The 18174-nt window shown below is 69.7% G+C and carries 14 protein-coding genes and 1 pseudogene; 8 read left to right on the forward strand and 7 right to left on the reverse strand.

Annotated elements, in window-relative coordinates; translation table 11 throughout:
* Positions 1 to 124: 124 nt before the first annotated feature.
* On the forward strand, positions 125 to 1924 hold the full coding sequence (locus GQ57_RS25735) for a methyl-accepting chemotaxis protein (RefSeq protein WP_031397438.1): 1800 nt from the start codon (positions 125 to 127) through the stop codon (positions 1922 to 1924).
* Positions 1925 to 1988: 64 nt separating this feature from the next.
* On the opposite strand, the gene GQ57_RS25740 is transcribed toward GQ57_RS25735, so the two are convergent.
* On the reverse strand, positions 1989 to 2237 hold the full coding sequence (locus GQ57_RS25740; RefSeq protein WP_031397439.1) for a hypothetical protein: 249 nt from the start codon (positions 2235 to 2237) through the stop codon (positions 1989 to 1991).
* 350 nt (positions 2238 to 2587) lie between these two features.
* On the opposite strand from GQ57_RS25740, the gene GQ57_RS25745 reads away from it, so the two are divergent.
* From GQ57_RS25745 to GQ57_RS25755, 3 genes are all read left to right on the forward strand, one after another.
* Positions 2588 to 3466: a MipA/OmpV family protein gene (locus tag GQ57_RS25745; protein WP_031397440.1), complete on the forward strand. Its 879-nt coding sequence runs from the start codon at positions 2588 to 2590 to the stop codon at positions 3464 to 3466.
* Between the two features lie 96 nt (positions 3467 to 3562).
* Positions 3563 to 5257 carry a VRR-NUC domain-containing protein gene (locus tag GQ57_RS25750; protein ID WP_034199397.1) on the forward strand — a complete coding sequence of 565 codons (1695 nt, stop codon included), beginning with the start codon at positions 3563 to 3565 and terminating at the stop codon, positions 5255 to 5257.
* Positions 5254 to 7554 carry an ATP-dependent DNA helicase gene (locus tag GQ57_RS25755; RefSeq protein ID WP_034199398.1) on the forward strand — a complete coding sequence of 767 codons (2301 nt, stop codon included), beginning with the start codon at positions 5254 to 5256 and terminating at the stop codon, positions 7552 to 7554. The genes GQ57_RS25750 and GQ57_RS25755 overlap by 4 nt, the downstream gene beginning before the upstream one ends.
* Before the next feature lie 94 nt (positions 7555 to 7648).
* Here GQ57_RS25755 and GQ57_RS25760 read toward each other — a convergent pair whose 3' ends face one another.
* Positions 7649 to 8419 (reverse strand): IclR family transcriptional regulator domain-containing protein, encoded by a 771-nt coding sequence (locus GQ57_RS25760; protein WP_034199399.1) that lies wholly within the window; start codon positions 8417 to 8419, stop codon positions 7649 to 7651.
* 116 nt (positions 8420 to 8535) lie between these two features.
* On the opposite strand from GQ57_RS25760, the gene GQ57_RS25765 reads away from it, so the two are divergent.
* A complete protein-coding gene (locus GQ57_RS25765; protein WP_034199400.1) occupies positions 8536 to 9147 on the forward strand; it encodes a hypothetical protein in 612 nt (203 codons plus the stop codon).
* Positions 9148 to 9225: 78 nt separating this feature from the next.
* Here the strand turns inward: GQ57_RS25765 and GQ57_RS25770 are convergent, their stop codons facing one another.
* The gene (locus GQ57_RS25770; RefSeq protein ID WP_031397445.1) at positions 9226 to 10527 is read right to left on the reverse strand and encodes a UDP-N-acetylglucosamine 1-carboxyvinyltransferase; all 1302 of its coding nucleotides are present in this window, start codon (positions 10525 to 10527) and stop codon (positions 9226 to 9228) included.
* 219 nt (positions 10528 to 10746) lie between these two features.
* Positions 10747 to 12054 (reverse strand): shikimate transporter, encoded by a 1308-nt coding sequence (gene shiA, locus GQ57_RS25775; RefSeq protein WP_034199401.1) that lies wholly within the window; start codon positions 12052 to 12054, stop codon positions 10747 to 10749.
* A 357-nt stretch (positions 12055 to 12411) separates the two neighbouring features.
* On the opposite strand from shiA, the gene GQ57_RS25780 reads away from it, so the two are divergent.
* Positions 12412 to 13539, forward strand: a complete 1128-nt coding sequence (locus GQ57_RS25780; RefSeq protein ID WP_034199402.1) for a 4-hydroxyphenylpyruvate dioxygenase family protein — start codon at positions 12412 to 12414, stop codon at positions 13537 to 13539.
* A 213-nt stretch (positions 13540 to 13752) separates the two neighbouring features.
* A complete protein-coding gene (locus GQ57_RS25785) occupies positions 13753 to 14970 on the forward strand; it encodes a DUF2252 family protein (protein WP_031397448.1) in 1218 nt (405 codons plus the stop codon).
* Positions 14971 to 14995: 25 nt separating this feature from the next.
* Here GQ57_RS25785 and GQ57_RS25790 read toward each other — a convergent pair whose 3' ends face one another.
* Positions 14996 to 16330, reverse strand: a complete 1335-nt coding sequence (locus tag GQ57_RS25790) for a type II toxin-antitoxin system HipA family toxin (protein ID WP_034199403.1) — start codon at positions 16328 to 16330, stop codon at positions 14996 to 14998.
* A gap of 2 nt (positions 16331 to 16332) precedes the next feature.
* The gene (locus GQ57_RS25795; protein WP_034199404.1) at positions 16333 to 16761 is read right to left on the reverse strand and encodes a helix-turn-helix domain-containing protein; all 429 of its coding nucleotides are present in this window, start codon (positions 16759 to 16761) and stop codon (positions 16333 to 16335) included.
* A 57-nt stretch (positions 16762 to 16818) separates the two neighbouring features.
* Here GQ57_RS25795 and GQ57_RS43855 point away from each other — a divergent pair.
* Positions 16819 to 17454 (forward strand): annotated as a pseudogene (locus GQ57_RS43855) (helix-turn-helix transcriptional regulator); the annotation flags it as partial.
* Between the two features lie 42 nt (positions 17455 to 17496).
* On the opposite strand, the gene GQ57_RS25800 reads toward GQ57_RS43855, so the two are convergent.
* On the reverse strand, positions 17497 to 18162 hold the full coding sequence (locus GQ57_RS25800) for a cation diffusion facilitator family transporter (protein ID WP_034199405.1): 666 nt from the start codon (positions 18160 to 18162) through the stop codon (positions 17497 to 17499).
* Between the last annotated feature and the right edge of the window lie 12 nt (positions 18163 to 18174).

An 18174-nucleotide genomic window follows, 5' to 3' on the forward strand; every position in this document is an offset into this window, starting at 1 on the left:
CGACCATGCGTTTCGTCATACCTTTCACATAAATGTCACAGCGGCCTCAAGTAAGCGACGCGATTGCCGTTTACCCGTGGAATTCGTCCACCGGGCGTTCGCGCTCCCTTACCGAGTCGTTGCCATGCTCTCGTCCATCCGCGCTCGCATTCTTGCCGCCAGCGTTGCCATCGTTGTATTCGCGCTTGTCGCGACCACGCTGATCAACTACTTCATCGCGCGCTCGTACAACGACGACGCGATCGACCGCAACCTGACCTCAGTCGCAAGCGGCCACGTGGTCGGGATCGCCGACTGGGTCGCCACCCGGAGCCGGATGATCGCGTCGCTGCAGGATGCGGCGCTGACGCCCGATCCGCTGCCGGTGTTCAAGCAGATGGCCGCGGCCGGCGGTTTCACGAACGTCTACGCGGGTTATGCCGACAAGACGTTCCACTTCTCCGACCCGACCGGGATTCCGCCCGATTACGACCCGACCGGCCGGCCGTGGTACAAGCAGGCCGCGCAGGCCGGCAAGCCGGTCGTCACGCCGCCGTACGTCGATGCCGGCACCGGCAACCTCGTCGTCACCTTCGCCGTGCCGATCCTGCGTGACGGCGGGCTGAAGGGCGTGGTCGCCGCCGACGTCGCGATGGACACCGTGATCGCGAACGTGAAGTCGATCCACCCGACGCCCGCGAGCTTCGGGATGTTGATCGACAGCAACGGCCACGTGGTCGCGCATCCGGACCCGAAACTCACGCTGAAGGCAGTCGCCGACGTGTCGCCCGAACTCGGTGCGACGAACGGTGCGACGATCGCGGCCGCCACCGCGCCCGTCGAGGTGAGCGTGGGCGGCGACGCGAAGCTGGTCCGCGCGCGGCCGGTGCCGGGCACCGACTGGTACGCGCTGGTCCTGCTCGACAAGTCCGACGCGACGGCGGGGATGCACTCGCTGCTGACCGCGTCGCTGATCACGCTGGTCGTGATCGTCGGCGTCGCGTCGCTGATCATCGGCGCGATTACCGCGACCGCGTTCCGCCGCCTGTCGCAAGTGCGCCAGGCGATGTCCGCGATCGGCTCGGGCGCCGGCGACCTGACGCAGCGCCTGCCGGCCGACGGCAGCGACGAAGTCTCGGACATCGCGCGTTCGTTCAACAGTTTCGTCGACAAGCTGAACGATGTGATGCGCCAGATCCGCGATGCAAGCGAATCGGTGCGCACGGCCGCGAACGAAATCGCGGCGGGCAACCAGGATCTGTCGTCGCGCACCGAATCGGCGGCGGCGAGCCTCGAGGAAACGGCCGCATCGATGGAAGAAATCACAGCGACCGTCGGCCAGTCGGCCGCGGCGGCCGGCCAGGCCGACGAACGGGCGGCGGCCGCATCGCGGATCGCTTCGCATGGCGGCGTGGTCGTGTCGGACGTGGTCGCGACGATGGAGAAGATCGAGGAAGCATCGGGCCGGATCGGCGACATCATCGGCGTGATCGACGGGATTGCGTTCCAGACCAACATCCTCGCGCTGAACGCGGCTGTCGAGGCGGCGCGCGCGGGCGAGCAGGGCCGCGGCTTCGCGGTCGTCGCACAGGAAGTGCGCAGCCTCGCGCAACGCAGCGCGCAGGCCGCGCGCGAAGTGAAGGTGCTGGTCGAATCGACGGTCGCGAGCGTGTCGGCCGGCTCCGGGCAGGTGCGTCAGGCCGGCGACACGATGCGCGAGATCGTCTCCAACGTGTCGAACGTGACGACGATCATCTCCGAGATCACGCACGCGGCAAACGAGCAGACCCGCGGCATCCAGGAAGTGAATCGCGCGGTCACGCAGCTCGACGAGATGGTGCAGCAGAACGCGGCGCTGGTCGAACAGTCGACCGCCGCCGCGACCGCGCTGCAGTCGCAGGCGAATGCGCTGGCGACGACGGTCGGGCGGTTCAAGGTCGCGTAACGCGTCACCCGGCGGTCGCCCCCGGTAACGGCCGCGTCGCGCGGCGCGACACCGGGGGCCGCCGTCAGCCGCGCTCGGGGGGCGGCGAGGGCGTGTGCGGCGCCCGATGCCCGGTCTCGCCGGTCGGCTTCGCCGGGTCGATACGGGTCGCGCCGCCGACGGCCGGCGGGTCGCTGGCCGGAAACGTCTCTTCGAGCCCCTCGTCGATGCGCTCCTCCGTCCTGTCGTCGGACGGCGGGCGTGACGTGCCGAACCGGAACGGTCCGGCAGCCGGCGGTACGGCGTCGTGGCGGCCGGTGGCGTGAACGGTCATGGTCGAACCTCCTGGGTCGTGGGTCCGGGCGCACGCGACATGGCTGCGTACCCGGCGGCTGCGCGGGGCGGCGGCGGTACGCCGTCGTCGTGCAGGCCGCCCGGACAGGATACGTGACGACGCGCGTGTCTGCTGCGACGGCGATTGGCGTCGCAGCCCGCACCTCGCCGGCTCGTCGACGCATGCGGCAAGGTGCCCGCGCGCAGCAGGCGCTTTGCGTCCGCGTGCACGTCGCGTAGGATGTCCGTTAATTCAGCGCACACTACGTTCGCGTCGCAGGCCCGCCGAGGCGGCCGATGCGATGCGCTTTTCTTCGGGTTCGTTACTCGCAACCGACAGGGGCCGCCTTGATGATTGATGCTCGTCCGTTGCTCTCTCCCGGCGCACGCCGGTTCTTCTCCGGCCTGTCGGCATGCGCGGCGCTCGCCGCGGCCGGCGCCCGCGACGCGGCGGCCCAGACGCCTTCGCCGCTCGGCGAATGGCAATATTCGGCGGGCGTGCCGCTCGAGAAACTGTACGATCCGAACGTCCCCGTCTGGGATGTCAGCCTGGGCGCCGCGATGACCCTGCAGCCGCGCTATCCCGGCTCCGATCGCTACCGCGTGATGGGCGGCCCGAATGTCGACATCCGCTACCGCGACCTGTTCTTCCTGTCGACCGGCGAGGGGCTCGGCGCGAACGTGCTGCGCGGGCCGAACTGGCGCGTGAGCCTGTCCGTCGGCTACGACCTCGGGCGCCGCTCGGCCGACGATGCCGAGCACCTGAACGGGCTCGACAACATCAATGCGGCGCCGGTGATGAAACTGTCGGCCGACTACGTGATCTCGAAGGAGTTTCCGCTGGTGCTGCGCGCGGATGTCCGGCGCAGCGTCGGCGGCTCGAACGGCTGGGTCGGCGATTTCTCCGCCTACATGCCGCTGCCGGGCAGCAACGAGCACTTCTTCTGGTTCGCGGGGCCGACCGTGTCGTTCGCCGACTCGCGCTACATGAACAGCTGGTTCGGCGTGAACGCGGACGCCGCCGCGCGCTCCGGGCTGCCGGCCTATTCGTCCGGCGCGGGGCTCAAGTCGGTCGGTGCGGGCGTGACGATGGCGTGGTTCGTGAACAAGCACTGGTTCGTCACGATCGACGGCGCGCTCGAACAGCTCGTCGGCCGCGCCGCGCGCAGCCCGATCACGCAGCAATCGACCAACGGCGTGTTCGACATGTCGGTGAACTACGAGTTCTGACGGCGGCCGGGCAGGCGGGAGGCCGCACGGCGTGCGGCATGTCGCGTCATATTTGCTATGATTCCGACCTGTACAAACGTACAGTGATCAAATCCCGTGACGCCTGCTTCGCCGACACCCCCGGCGTTTTACTACCTGACCAATTTCGAACGCGCGCTGGCCTGGCTCGGCGAGCGTTACGACGACCTGTTCGACGCGCACGAGCGCGCGTTCGTCCGGCAGTTCGCCACGTTGCCGCAGGCGTCGCGCGCGCTGCTCGTGCGGATGCTGATGCGCAACGGGTCCGACTTCCGCGCCAGCAAGCTCGTGTACGACGAAATTGGCTGCGCGCTCGACGCGGCCGCGCCGCTCGTCGATCTCGGCTGGGTCGACCCGGCGCCCGCGCTGACGCTCGACGACCTGTTCACGCTGTCGACCAAGGCCGATCTGCTGCGCATCTTCCCGTCGCTCGCCGCGCATGCCGGCGAGCGCAAGCCCGAATGGCTCGAACGGCTGCGGCCCGCGCACGACGCCGCGAAGCCGCTCGACGCGTGGTTCGTGCAGGCCGTCGACCGCGTGTTGCGCGTGACGATCGGCCCGCTGTGCGAGCGGCTGCGCCTGATGTTCTTCGGCAATCTCCATCAGGACTGGAGCGAGTTCGTGCTCGCCGATCTCGGCGTGTTCCAGTACGAGAGCGTGCCGATCGCGCCGTCGTCCCGGGCGTTCCAGCAGCGCGGCGACGTCGACGCGTATCTCGCGCTGCAGGTGTGCCGCGACGCACTCGACGCGTGGCCCGACGACCTGCCGTTCGACGACCTGCTGCGAGCGGTCGACGCGGTCGGCTGCGCGCAGCCGTGGCTCGCGACGCGCCGCGCGAAGCTGCTGTTCGCGCTGGGGCAGGCGGCCGAACGCCGCGCCGACTGGGCCGCCGCGCTCGACGCATATGCGCGCAGCGCGTGGCCCGGCAGCCGCCACCGGCGCATCCGCGTGCTCGAACGCTGCGGGCGCGACGACGATGCACTCGCGCTGGCGCTCGATGCGCGCGGCGGCTTCGAGAGCGACGAGGAGCGGCAGCGCGTCGAGCGCATGCTGCCGCGCCTGCAGCGCCGCCTCGGCCGGCGCGTCGAACGGGCGGCGGCCGCGGCCGACGTGCCGCGCGAGACGCTGGTGCTCGCGCGTCCCGATGCGTTCGTCAGCGTCGAATTCGCGGTGCGCGACCATCTCGCGCAGCCGGCCTCGCCGGTGCATTACGTCGAGAACACGCTGATCAATTCGCTGTTCGGGCTGCTGTGCTGGGAGCCCGTGTTCACGGCCGTGCCGGGGGCGTTCTTTCACCCGTTCCAGCGCGGCCCGGCCGACCTGCACGCGCCGGATTTCGTCGCGCGCCGTGCGGACGCGTTCGCCGCATGCTTCGCGCAGCTCGATTCGGGCGCGTATCGCGACACGATCCGCCGGCATTTCGCGACGAAGGCGGGGTTGCAGTCGCCGTTCGTGTTCTGGGGCGTGCTGACCGACGCCTTGCTCGACGAGGCGCTCGCGTGCCTGCCGCCCGAGCACTTGCGGCTGTGGTTCACGCGCCTGCTCGCGGATATCCGCGCCAACCGCTCGGGGCTGCCCGACCTGGTTCGCTTCTGGCCCGGCGAACGCCGCTACGAGCTGATCGAGGTGAAAGGCCCCGGCGACCGGCTGCAGGACAACCAGACGCGCTGGCTCGCGTACTGCGTCGCGCACGGCATTCCGGTGCGCGTGGTCGATGTCGAGTGGGCCGGCGAGGGCGTCGCGCACGCCGAAGCGGCGGGGCTGTCCGCATGAGCTACGTCGTCGCGGTGCGGGCGATGTGCGAATTCACCGCGCGACGCGGCGATCTCGACCTGCGCTTCACGCCCGCGCCGACCGCGCTCGAAGGCATTGCCGGCCACGGCGCGGTCACGTCGAAGCGCGGCGCGCGCTACGAGACCGAAATCGCGCTCGCCGGCACCTGGGGCACGCTTGCCGTGCGGGGCCGCGCAGACGGCTACGATCCCGTCGCGAATCGCATCGAGGAAATCAAGACTTATCGCGGCAGCCTCGATGCGATGCCGGCCAACCATCGCGCGCTGCACTGGGCGCAGGCGAAGGTCTATGCGCACCTGATGTGCGAGGCGCGCGGCCTCGCGGAAATCGACGTCGCGCTCGTGTATTTCGACATCGTGTCGGAGCGCGAGACCGTATTGACCGAAACGCTGGACGCGGGCGCGCTCGCGGCGTTCTTCGCGGAACAATGCGCGTGCTTCGTCGGCTGGGCCGAGCGCGAGACGGCCCATCGCGCGGCGCGCGACGCGGCGCTGCGCGCCCTCGCGTTTCCGCACGGGCAGTTCCGCAGCGGCCAGCGCGAGCTGGCGGTGGCGGTCTATCGCGCGGCGCGCGACGAACGCTGCCTGATGGCGCAGGCGCCGACCGGCATCGGCAAGACGGTCGGCACCGTGTTCCCGCTGCTGAAAGCGTGCGGCGCGGGCGAGCTCGACCACGTGTTCTTCCTCACCGCGAAAACGCCCGGCCGCGCGCTCGCGCTCGAGGCGGCCGCGACGCTCGGCGCCGGCACGCCCGCGCTGCCGCTGCGCGTGCTGGAACTCGTCGCGCGCGACAAGGCGTGCGAGCATCCCGACAGCGCGTGCCACGGCGAATCGTGCCCGCTCGCGAAGGGCTTCTACGACCGGCTGCCGGCCGCGCGCGATGCGGCGATCGAGGCCGGCCTGCTCGATCGCGATACCGTGCGCGCGGCCGCGCTCGCGCACGAGGTCTGCCCGTATTACCTGGCCCAGGAGCTGGCGCGCTGGTCGGACATGATGATCGGCGACTACAACTATTACTACGACGGCAGCGCGATGCTGCACACGCTCGCGCAGCAGAACCAGTGGCGCGTCGGGGTGCTCGTCGACGAAGCGCACAACCTGCTCGACCGCGCGCGCAAGATGTACAGCGCCTCGCTCGACCCGCACGCGTTCGCGGCCGCGCGCGAAGCCGCGCCCGCGCCGCTGCGCAAGGCGTTCGACCGGCTCGCGCGCGCCTGGGGCACGCTCGGTCGCGCGCAGGCCGAGCGCTACGCCGCCTATCCCGACGTGCCGGGCCCGATCATCTCGGCCGTGCAGAACCTCGTCGCGACGATCGGCGAACACCTGACCGACGCGCCGCGTGCGAACGGCGACGCGCTGCTGCGTTTTCATTTCGAGGCGATCCAGTTCGGCGTGCTCGCGGAAGCGTTCGACAGCGCGTCGATCTTCGATGCGACGCTGCACGGCGAACCGGCGCCGCGCCAGCCGGCGCTCGACGGCGTCGGGCCGGCCGGCCGCCGGCGCCGCGTCCAGTCGACGCTGTGCGTGCGCAACGTGATCCCGGCCGGCTTTCTCGCGCAGCGCCATGAGGCCGCGCATGCGACCGTGCTGTTCTCGGGCACGCTGAGCCCGTTCCACTTCTACCGCGACACGCTCGGCTTGCCTGCCGATACCGGCTGGCTCGACGTCGACGGGCCGTTCCGCGCCGAGCAACTGACGGTGCGCGTCGCGAGCCACGTGTCGACGCGCTGGCGCGACCGCGACCGGTCGCTCGAACCGATCGCCGACCTGATCGCCGCGCAATACGCGACGCGGCCCGGCAACTACCTCGGGTTCCTGAGCAGCTTCGACTACCTGGGGCGTGTGGTCGCGCTGATGCAGACGCGCCATCCGGACGTGCCCGTGTGGGCGCAGGCGCCCGGCATGGCCGAAAGCGAGCGCGATGCGTTTCTCGCGCGCTTCGACGCAGGCGGGCGCGGCGTCGGCTTCGCGGTGCTGGGCGGCGCGTTCTCGGAGGGCGTGGATCTGGTCGGCGAACGGCTGATCGGGGCGTTCATCGCGACGCTCGGGCTGCCGCAGGTCAACGACGTCAACGAGCAGATGCGGCGCGCGATGGAGGCCCGTTTCGGCAACGGCTACGACTACATGTACCTGTATCCGGGGCTGCAGAAGGTCGTGCAGGCGGCCGGGCGCGTGATCCGTACCGAGCACGACGAAGGCGTCGTGCATCTGATCGACGACCGTTACCGGCGGCGCGAAGTGCGCGAGCTGCTGCCGCGATGGTGGCGGATCGGGTGAGACGGGCGGCGGGCCGCCGGTTCCCGCAAGGGGATGCGGGACGGCGAGGGACTGGACGGCACGGTCGCGGTTAGGGCCGCCGCTGTCGCTTTCGCTACAGCACGTTCAGCATCGCGAGCGCGGCTTCCTGCAGGTGCGGCAGCACGCGCCGTAGCGCGGCGTCGGTTGTTTCCGCGCCGATCGGCATGTTCGTGCTCAACGCGGCGACCACTTCGCCGTGGCGGTTCTTCAACGGCACCGCGATTCCGCGCACGCCAACCTGCAATTGCTGCTCGATCGCCGCGAAACCGGCGTCGCGTGCCCGGTCGACCTGTTCGAGCAGGCGCGCCTTGTTGGTGATCGTGTGCGGCGTGAACGGCGGCAGTTCGGTGTCGTCGAGCCACGCGCGCACGGCTTCGCGATCGGGATGATGGGCGAGCAGCACGACGCCCGGCGACGTCAGCGGCGCCGGCACGCGCGCGCCGAGCACGAAGCCGGTCGTCATCACGCGCGACACGCCATTGCGCGCGATGAACACGAGTTCCCAGCCGTCGAGCACGCTCACATATGCCGACTCGTTCAGCGACGCGCTCAGTTGCTGCAGATAGGGCTGTACCGTGCGCGGCAGCCGCGCCGAATCGAAGTACGACCAGCCGACCCGCAGCACCCGCGGCGTCAGGCCGTACAGCTTGCCGTCGGTGTAGACGTAGCCGAGCGATTCGAGCGTCAGCAGGTAGCGCCGCGCGGCCGTGCGCGTGAGGCCGGTGCGCGCGGCGGCCTGCGTGGGCGTCATGCGTGCGTGCTGGCTGTCGAAGGCCTCGAGGATCATCAGGCCTTTTTCGAGGCCGGCAATCCAGTCGCGTCGGTCGAGTTCGGGCTTTTTCATCGTCGGAATCGGCGCTTGGGTGCGCGGAGATCGCGCGGGTGCGGGCGATTATCGCGCGAATCGGCCGCGCAGGCGCAGCCGCGCTAGAATCGCCGGCCAGACTGGAACAGAAAACGATGAAACTCCGAGAATCCGCATTGGCCGTGCTCGTCGCGGCCGCGTCGCTGCTTGCCGTGGCGAATCCCGCGACCGCCGCGACACTCCAGAAGCCGATCGTCGACATCCGCGCGTGGCCGCGCATGACGTCGCCCGAATTCGGCTGCTATGTCGAAACGTCGTTCGGCTATCGCGACAAGCGCTTCAATTGCTCGCTGAAGAAGTACCGGAACACCGGCGACGCGTGCAGGAATACGAAGGCGTACTACGAGGGCCCCGCGTTCCCCGACCGGCTCGCGGCCGGCGTGCACCCGCTCGCGACGAAGGTCGAACTGGACTGGGAGCATGGCGCGCTGCAGATGGTCACGGTCACGCTGAAGGGCACGTGGAACGAGGCGGAGGTGCGCCGCGCCTTCGGGTTGCCGCGCGCGGAGGGAAGCAGGCTGACCGAAGCGGAACTGCGGTCGCAGCCGGACAACCTGATGAACACGAGCATCCAGTATCCGTCGGACGCGCTCGACGAGCGCGTCGCGAAACGCCCGAGCGACCCCGCGCGCGGCACGACGGCCGTGATGCTTTACGGGTTCGACCACATGGGCGCCGGCGACGCCGGGTGCGGGGAAGGCGAGTAACGCGGAAGCAGCCGGCGGCCCGTCGAAGCCGGTGGGGAATGCGGCGCCCGTGTCGCGCGCGTCGCACCCGTCAGGGCATTACTCGCTGCTCGTCCACTCGACGTTTGCGCCGACCGAGCGCAGGTTCTCGACGAAATGCGGGTGCGCGCGGCGGATCGGCAGCGCGTTCATGATTTCCGAGCGGCCTTCGATGCTCGCGGCCACCATCAGCAGCGCGATCGCGACACGGATGATGTACGGGCTCTCGACGCGTGCCGGCGTCAGCTGCAGCCCGCCGAACGTGATCAGCCGGTGCGGATCGGAGAGCAGCACGTGCGCGCCGAACTTCGACAGTTCGCCGGACCAGCCGAGCGCGCCGTCGTACACCTTGTTCCAGAACATCGCGCTGCCTTCCGCGCGCACGCCGAGTGCGATGAAGATCGGCAGCAGGTCGACCGGCAGGTACGGCCACGGCGCGGCTTCCACCTTGGTCAGGATGTTTTGCGTGAACGGCCGGCGCACGCGCAGCGGGCCGTCGCGCTCCGCGCGCGACCACCCGTCGCGGTGCGTGACGTTGACGCCGAACTTCGCGAACGTGCGGTCGATCAGCGGGAAATGCTCGGGCGACGAGTTGCGCACCGTGATGTCGCCGCCCGTGATCGCGCCGAGCGCGAGGAACGTCGCGATTTCGTGGAAATCCTCGGCGAAGCGGAACTCGCCGCCGCCCAGCTTGCCGCCGCCCGTCACGCAGAGCCGCGACGTGCCGATGCCCTCGATCGCGACGCCGATCATCGCGAGGAACTGGCAGAACTCCTGCACGTGCGGTTCGGAGGCGGCGTTCATCAGGGTCGACGTGCCGCTCGCGGCCGTCGCGCACAGCGCGAAGTTCTCGGTGGTCGTCACCGACGCGTAGTCGAGCCAGTGATCGTTGGCCGTGAGCGGGCCGTCGGTGCGCACGATCAGCGAATCGGGCGTGCGCTCGATATGCGCGCCGAAACGCTCGAACACCTCGACGTGCGGATCGATCTCGCGCACGCCGAGCGTGCAGCCCTTCACGTCGTTCTCGAGGCGCGCGACGCCGAAGCGCGCGAGCAACGGCGGAATCAGCATGATCGACGAGCGCATCGCCTCCGGCAGCCGGTGGACGGCCGGATCGAACTTCGTGTCGCGATGGTGGAGGTCGAGCAGACCGGTCGTGAAGTCGACCGACACGTCGCTGCCCAGCGTGCGGAAGATGTCGAGGATCTTGCGGACGTCGGTGATGTCCGGCACGCCGACGAGGCGCAGCGGTTGATCGGTCAACAGGGTGGCGCACAGAATCGGCAGGACGGCGTTCTTGTTCGCGGACGGCTTGATGTCCCCGCGCAGCGGAGTGCCGCCGTGGACGATGAGATTCGACATGATATGGGGGCGTATCGGTGACTGACGTAGGCCCATATGATGCCATTGGTCGGCCGGCGGCGTGGGATGTTCGGAGGGGAAATGGGGGGATTGCTGCGTGCAACTGACAGTGTTTGACGTCACCCTCGCGATGCGGCCGGGAAGCAGCCTGCACGCGTCACGTCGCGGGCGGTGAGTGACGGCCGGCCGCAGGTGCGGCCGGTCGTCCTGTCGGCATCGTCACTGCGCGGCCCGCATCCGCGCGGCGACCACCAGCGAGATCAGGCAGCCCACCGCGAGATAGCCGGCCACGAGATGCCACGAACCGCCGGCGAGGCTGACGAGGCCGACGGCGATGAAGGGCGTGAACCCGCCGCCGACCACGCTCGCGAACTGGTAGCCGACGCCCGCGCCGCTATAGCGGTATTCCGCGCCGAACAGCTCGGTGAACAGCGGTTGCTGGACGCTCACGACCATGTCGTGCGCGGCGTTCGCCAGCAGGATCGCAAAAATCACGATCCACGCGATCGACCGCGCCTCCAGCGCAACGAAGAACGGCACCGCGGACGCCACGCCGATCAGCGCGCCGATCAGATAGATGCGGCGCAGGCCGTAACGGTCGGCCAGCCACGCGAAACACGGGATCGTGATGCAGCTCACCGCGCCGACCAGCAGGCCGATATTGAGGAACAGGTCGCGCGACATGCCGAGGTTCGTCGTCGAATAGCTGAGTGCGAACGCGGTGACGATGTACATCGTGAAGAGTTCGGCGAGCCGCAGCGCGACGATCAGCAGGAACGCCTTCGGATGGCGCGTCAGCGCTTCCAGCACCGGCAGGCGCAGCTTGCGGTTGCCGTGTTCGACCTTCTCGACGAACTCCTGCGATTCGTCCATGTTCTTGCGCACCCACAGCCCGATCAGCACGAGCACGATGCTGAACACGAACGGCAGGCGCCAGGCCCACGACTTGAACGCGGCTTCGCCGAGCACGTGGCTCAGCAGCGACACGATGCCGGTGGCCAGCACGAGGCCGACGCCATAGCCGACCTGCACGCCGCTGCTGTAGAACGCCTTCCTTTGTTTCGGCGCGCTCTCGACGGCCATCAGCGCCGCGCCGCCCCATTCGCCGCCGACCGCGAAGCCCTGGATCGCACGCATCAGCACCAGCAGCACGGGCGCCCACCAGCCGATCGTCGCGAAGGTCGGCAGCAGGCCGATCGCGACCGTCGACAGCCCCATCAGCATCACGGTCAGCACCAGCATCCGCTTGCGGCCGAGCCGGTCGCCATAGTGGCCGAACACGACGCCACCGAGCGGCCGGAACAGGAAACCGACGCCGAAGGTCGCGAACGCCGCGAGCGTGCCCATCGTCGGGCTGACCTTCGGGAAGAACGCGGAGTTGAAGACCAGCGCGGCGACGATCCCGTACAGCAGGAAGTCGTACCAGTCGACGACGGCGCCGACGAAGCTGCCGATCGCCGCCTTGCGGGCCTGGCTGCGCACGCGGGCACCCGCGGCCGGGTCGAGGGTGTCGAAGGTAGGGGTCATGGCGGTGTCTCCTGGCTTGGCGCATCGTGGAATCGTGGCGGCGCCGCGTCCGATGCTGCATTGAAGTCGATGAGTGAACGGAGAATAGGGCCCGCGCCGCACGGCGGCAATCGGCCACCCGGACAACGTGCGCGATTATCGTTCAAGCTCGTGCGATTATCGAACGCTTTCCGGGTTTGCACTAGGCGGCGCGACGATATCCCGTTCGGCCGGGGTGTGCCGCCGTGAACGATCTGGTTAAAATCTGCAGCATCGAATACTCGCCCGTCCGGCGGGGATGCCCGGCCGCCACCCCGGCCGCGCATGCCGCACGCGACAGGCCCGATCCCCATCGACCGCATGCCCCCGGAGACTGGAATGCCCGGCAATTCCCACACGCTGTCCGGCGATACGCCGCCCGTCACCGATCCGGCCGCCAATCCGCTCGGGATGGCCGGCCTCGAATTCGTCGAATTCGCGGCGCCCGTGCCGGATGCGCTTGCCCGGCGCTTCGGGCAGCTCGGGTTCAAGGCGATCGCGCGGCATGTCAGCAAGAACGTCACGCTGTACCGGCAAGGGCAGATGCATTTCCTGATCAACGCCGAGCCCGAGTCGTTCGCCGCGCGCTATGCGGAGGAGTACGGGATGGGCGTTTGCGCGATCGGGTTGCGCGTGGCCAGCGCCCGGCGCGCGTTCGAGCGGGCGATCGCGCTCGGCGCGTGGGCGTTCGAGGGCGAGCGGGTCGGTGTCGGCGAGCTGAAGATCCCGGCGATCCAGGGCATCGGCGATTCGCACCTCTATTTCGTCGACCGCTGGCGCGGGCGCGACGGCCAGCGCGGCGGCGTCGGCGACATCTCGATCTTCGACATCGATTTCCGGCCGATCGACATCGCGACCGCGCATACCGATCTCGACTGCGCGGGCGTCGGCCTGCAGCAGGTCGATCATTTCACGCAGACCGTCGGCGCGGGGCGCATGCGGGAGTGGCTGGATTTCTACCACGACCTGTTGCATTTTCGCGAGATCCACGAAATCGACGCGCACTGGCATGTGTCGGAGGAGTCGCGCGTGATGGTGTCGCCGTGCGGCGCGGTGCGGATTCCGGTCTACGAGGAAGGCACGCGGCGCACGGAGCTGATGCACGCGTATCTGCCCGACCATCCGGGCGAGGGCGTGCAGCACGTCGCGCTGGCGACCGACGACATCCTTGCCAGCGTCGACGCGCTGCGTGCGAACGGCGTCGAGTTCGTCGAGCCGCCCGCCCGCTACTACGACGACGTCGATGCGCGGTTGCCGGGGCACGGCGTCGATCTCGACGCGCTGCGCCGCCGCGCGGTGCTGGTCGACGGCGAGATCGGCAGCGACGGCGTGCCGCGCCTGTTCTTCCAGACCTTCGTCAAGCGCCGGCCAGGCGAGATATTCTTCGAGATCGTGCAGCGCAAGGGGCACCACGGGTTTGGGGAAGGGAATCTCGCGGCGCTTGCCCGCGCCCGCGACGCGGGCTGAACGGGCACGGCGGCCGCGGCGCGCGGCCCGGATGGTTCACGCACGCACGCGTGGCCGGCACGCGGTTCGGCGCGTGCGGGGGCGTCCAGTTCGCGCGGAGCGCATGCGGTGCCGCCCGGCGTGCATCGGTCAAACTGTTTGCAGGAACATGTCGATGAACGGCGTCGTGCCGAAGCGGCAGGCCGCCCACCACGCGTCCATCAGGAGAACCGCATGGCCAGCCAGTCGCCGCCGAAGCACAAACGTCTTCCGAAACCCGCCGAGCGCCAGGCGATCCTGACCGGGGAGCGCCGCCGGAAGATGGCGCGCTCGCCGCACGCGTACGTGCGCGGCAACACGGCGCGCTTCTACGAATGGCTCGTCGAAACCAACGGCAGCGCGCTGCCGCACGGGCCGTCGATCTGGATCTGCGGCGATTGTCATACCGGCAATCTCGGCCCGGTCGCGAACAGCGAAGGGAAGGTCGACGTGCAGATCCGCGATCTCGACCAGACGGTCGTCGGCAATCCCGTTCACGACCTGATCCGCCTCGGGCTTTCGCTCGCGACGGCCGCGCGCGGGTCCGCGCTGGCGGGCCTGACGATCGTGCACATGATGGAGTCGATGACGGCCGGCTACGCGTCCGCTTTCGGCAGCCGCAAGGCAAAGCGGCCCGAGCGCCCCGATCCGGTCCACGTCGTGATGAAGCGCGCCGTGCGCCGTTCGTGGCGGCAGCTTGCCGCCGAACGCATCGACGGGCCGGCACCGACGATCCCGCTCGGCCGCCGTTTCTGGCCGCTGAGTGCGCCGGAGTCGCGCGCGATCGGCGCGCTGTTCGGCGACGAGGCGATCGCGGCGCTCGCCACCGGCCTCAAGGGCCGCAACGACGCGGGCAAGGTCGACGTGCTCGACGCGGCGTACTGGGTGAAAGGCTGCAGCTCGCTCGGCCGGCTGCGGTACGCGGTGCTGCTCGACATCGACGGCGAGGTGAGCGATGGCGACGACCTGTGCCTGATGGACATCAAGGAAGGCGTGACGGCCGCCGCGCCGCGCGATGAAACGGCCGCGATGCCGCGCGACAACGCGGAGCGGGTCGTGGAAGGGGCGCGGCACCTGTCGCCCGCCCTCGGCGAGCGGATGCGTGCCGCGCGCCTGCTCGATCGCGCGGTCGTGATCCGCGAACTGCTGCCGCAGGATCTGAAGCTCGACATCGATCGACTCGCCGAGGGCGACGCATGCGACGTCGCCCGCTATCTCGGCATGGTGGTCGGCGTCGCTCACGCACGGCAGATGGACAAGCCTACGCGCGAGGCATGGCGGGCAGAGCTCGGGCGCAACCGCGCAAAGACGATCGATGCGCCGATGTGGCTGTGGAACAGCATCGTGCAGCTCGTGAGCAGCCACGAAGCGGGGTACCTGGAGCATTGCCGGCGCTTTGCCGCCGGCGAGTAGCGGGGCGCCGCGAGCGGCGTCGGCGCTACCCGGCGGCGCCCAGTTTGCGGCTCTGGCTGCGCATGCCGTCGAAGATCGCGTCCGCGACGTCCGCCGGAAAATCCGCCGGGATCTGCGCGGCGGCTGCCGCGATCGCGGCCTCCGTGCGCGCGGCGACGGCCGCCATCGCGGCGCGCACGTCGTCTTCGGTCAGGCCGACGCGCCGGCCCTGCGCGATCCAGTGGCGCGGCTGGATCTCGCCGATCACGTAGTGGCGGTTCTTCCCGCACACGGCCATCGCGAGCCGCGCGCGGCGCGGCGGCAACTGGTTGCGGCGCGTGCCGATGATCGGATGCGCGGACAGCACGTCGTACAGCGGCGTGCTGCGATACGTGTTGCCGGGCAGGTGCGCGATGCTGAAGTTCTTCGCGTGGCCGTCGATCGCCGCCAGCACCCAGAACACGAGCTGCGCGACGAAGAAATTCGTCCGGTCGTGCGCGGCGCCGGCCGAATTCGCGAGGATGCCCATGATCGTTTCGATGCCCGGGCCGCCGTCGGACTCGTATTTCGCGCCCGACGGCGTGCCGGTGGCCTGGCACATGTCCTCCTGCGGCAACCTCAGGATCCACGAGCCGTCGCGCGACGGACGGCGGTCGAAGCGCTCGACGATCAGCGCCTTCTGGTCGTCGAACATGCCGATCTCGCACGGCGCGACCGGCAGGCCGTATGCGGCGACGAGCTTCGAGCACAGCCATTCGTTCTCGACGGACGTCCGCATGTCGGCCTGCATGTTCCCGACACGCCCGAGCGGCAGCTTGAAGATGTGCGTCGTCGGCGTGCTGCCCGACGGCCGCAGCCAGCGCTTTCCGTGGCGCAGCAACGCGGTCTTTTCCTGCGCGCCGGCGATCGACAGGCGCAGGTCGCCGTCCGGCCCGGCGTCGCCGGGCAGCGGCGCGGCGGTCGTGTGGCGCAGCACGTCGGCAACGGCTGCGTCGTCGAGCGTCACGCCGTCGATCGCCTCGAGATCGACGGGCGTTTCGCCGGGCGGCAGCATCTGGATCGCGCCGACGCAATCGCGGCCGATCGACGCGAGCAGTTCGAACGGCGCCGTCGAGCCGAGCCGGTAACGCTGCGCGATACGGCGGCGGATCGGCTCGCTGTCGGGCAGCAGGTTGTCGAAGTAATCGGCGACGATCGCGCCCTGGTGCGGCTGGTTGCCGGGCGTGAAGGGCAGCGACAGCGACAGCGGCCGCCCCTGCGGATCGTCGAGCCAGCCCGGCAGGTAGACGAGACGCTCGACGCCGCGCCGGACTTCCCAGCAGCCGACCGGAATGCCGTTCATCCACAGGTCGAGCCGGTCGTGGCGGGCACGCGCGGCCATCGTCACCAGTCCTCCCGTTTCGACACCCGCGGCTTGCCCGGGGTGGCTGCTGCCGGCTGCTTGCGCGCGGCGCCGGCCGGGTTTCCGGCCGGGATTTTCGCGGCCGTCGCGGCGCGCGCCGGATCGGGGGCGCGTTTGCGCTCGGCCGGCTTGCGAACCGCCGGCGCGGCATCGGGTGTCGGTTCGGGTTCGGCCGATGGCGCGGACGCGTCCTGCGTGCCGAGGGCGAGCGTCATGCGGACCCCCAGCGTGTTCAGCACCTTGAAAAGCCGTTCGATGCTGACCGCCGACGGGTTGGCCTCGAGCTGCGCGTAGGATTGCTGCGTGACACCCAAGCGGGCGGCCAGTTGCGCCTGGGTGAGCCCCGCCGATTTCCGGAAGCCGATGAGGATCGGGCGCAACTGGGTCAAGGTCTGGACAGGAAAGGCCATCGGGCGCTCCGCTGGATGACAGGCGATCGCTTGTATTCGAAAAATACAGTCTATGGCATGTATCGTCAAAATACAAACCTGGGACTGTATTCAACAAAAACAAACGATAGCCTGTTGTTCAGCGAGCTGATGGTGCGCATTTATCAGGGGCCGCTGGAGACGCCGCCGTGGGCCGGCGCGCTCGAACGGGTCCGTCGCTGGCTGCAGGCGAACTACGTGACGCTGATCCTGCGTGCGGCCGCGAGCGACCGCCGCGCGCCGCTGTCCGTGCACGCATCGGAATTCGGCCCGGTCGTGCCGGGCGACGGCGAGGCGTCGTACAACAACTATTACTATTCGCTCGACCCGTTCGTCGGCCTGCCGGCCGACCGCGTGGTGACGGTCGACGACGTCTTCGGCGACACGGGCTGGCTGTCGAGCGAGCTGTACAAGCAGCTCCTGAAGCCGCAGGACGTGCGCTACATCCTCGGCGCGGACCTGCGTGCGCCGTCGGGCGTCGAATGCCGGTTCCGCGTGTGCCGCAACCACGCGTCGAAGCAGTTCTCCGCGCGCGACAAGGCGATCTGCGCGCTGCTGCTGCCGCACCTGAAGCGCGCGGTCGAACTGCATTCGCGGCTCGACACGGCCGAGGTCGAGCGCTCGATCTATGCGAACGCGATCAACCGGATGCAGATCGGCACGATCACGCCCGATCGCCGCGCCCGGACGCTTCCGGTAAGGCGATGCCGCCGGCGCTCACAACCCGCGCGTCGACCGGCCCGCCCAGGCCGCCAGCGCCGGCCATTGCGCGCAGCCGCGCCGGATGAAGCCGACGCCGGTCCGGATCACGAGTGCGCCGATCGCGAGGGCGGCCAGATCGTCGAGACGGCCGAGGCCGACCCATGCCGCGCTCATCGCGAGCGCCGCCAGCAGCGACGACAGCGCATCGGTCCGAACGTGCCAGGCGCTCGCCTCCAGCAGCGTGGAGCCCGTCTCGCGCGCCTTGCGCAGCATCCATTGCGACAGCACGGCCTTGCCGGCGAGCGTGACGGCGACCAGCGCGAGCGTCACCGTGCCCGGCTGTACGACGGGAGGCGCCGCGAACCGGCTGGCGGCGTGCCAGATCATTTGCGCGCCGGTGGCGGCGAGCAGCGCGCCGAGGCCCGCGAGCGCGAGCGGTTCGTAGGTCGGGCGCCGCTCCGGCGGCAGGCGGGCGTCGAGCCGGCACGCGACGAGGATCAGCACATCGGCCGCGAGGTCGATCGCGGCGTGCGCAACGTCGGCGAGAAGCCCCGACGAATGCGCGGACAACGCCGCGGCCGTCTCCGCGACGAGCAGCAACAGGTTGATCGCCAGGCTGGCGGCAAGGGCGCGGGACGTGGCCGCATAGATGTGGGGCGTGGCGCGCGACGAGCGCTGCATGGTGTTTTTGTC

This window comes from Burkholderia sp. MSh2 (assembly GCF_000731655.1).
GTDB classification, from domain to species: Bacteria; Pseudomonadota; Gammaproteobacteria; order Burkholderiales; family Burkholderiaceae; genus Burkholderia; species Burkholderia paludis.

Coding starts and splice junctions, on each gene's coding strand:
- GQ57_RS25795 (WP_034199404.1), bottom strand. CDS start 16,761: ATGGCCTTTCCTGTCCAGACCTTGACCCAGTTGCGCCCGATCCTCATC.
- GQ57_RS25765 (WP_034199400.1), top strand. CDS start 8,536: ATGAAACTCCGAGAATCCGCATTGGCCGTGCTCGTCGCGGCCGCGTCG.
- GQ57_RS25760 (WP_034199399.1), bottom strand. CDS start 8,419: ATGAAAAAGCCCGAACTCGACCGACGCGACTGGATTGCCGGCCTCGAA.
- GQ57_RS25780 (WP_034199402.1), top strand. CDS start 12,412: ATGCCCGGCAATTCCCACACGCTGTCCGGCGATACGCCGCCCGTCACC.
- GQ57_RS25790 (WP_034199403.1), bottom strand. CDS start 16,330: ATGGCCGCGCGTGCCCGCCACGACCGGCTCGACCTGTGGATGAACGGC.
- GQ57_RS25755 (WP_034199398.1), top strand. CDS start 5,254: ATGAGCTACGTCGTCGCGGTGCGGGCGATGTGCGAATTCACCGCGCGA.
- GQ57_RS25735 (WP_031397438.1), top strand. CDS start 125: ATGCTCTCGTCCATCCGCGCTCGCATTCTTGCCGCCAGCGTTGCCATC.
- GQ57_RS25800 (WP_034199405.1), bottom strand. CDS start 18,162: ATGCAGCGCTCGTCGCGCGCCACGCCCCACATCTATGCGGCCACGTCC.
- GQ57_RS25785 (WP_031397448.1), top strand. CDS start 13,753: ATGGCCAGCCAGTCGCCGCCGAAGCACAAACGTCTTCCGAAACCCGCC.
- GQ57_RS25745 (WP_031397440.1), top strand. CDS start 2,588: ATGATTGATGCTCGTCCGTTGCTCTCTCCCGGCGCACGCCGGTTCTTC.
- GQ57_RS25770 (WP_031397445.1), bottom strand. CDS start 10,527: ATGTCGAATCTCATCGTCCACGGCGGCACTCCGCTGCGCGGGGACATC.
- shiA (WP_034199401.1), bottom strand. CDS start 12,054: ATGACCCCTACCTTCGACACCCTCGACCCGGCCGCGGGTGCCCGCGTG.
- GQ57_RS25740 (WP_031397439.1), bottom strand. CDS start 2,237: ATGACCGTTCACGCCACCGGCCGCCACGACGCCGTACCGCCGGCTGCC.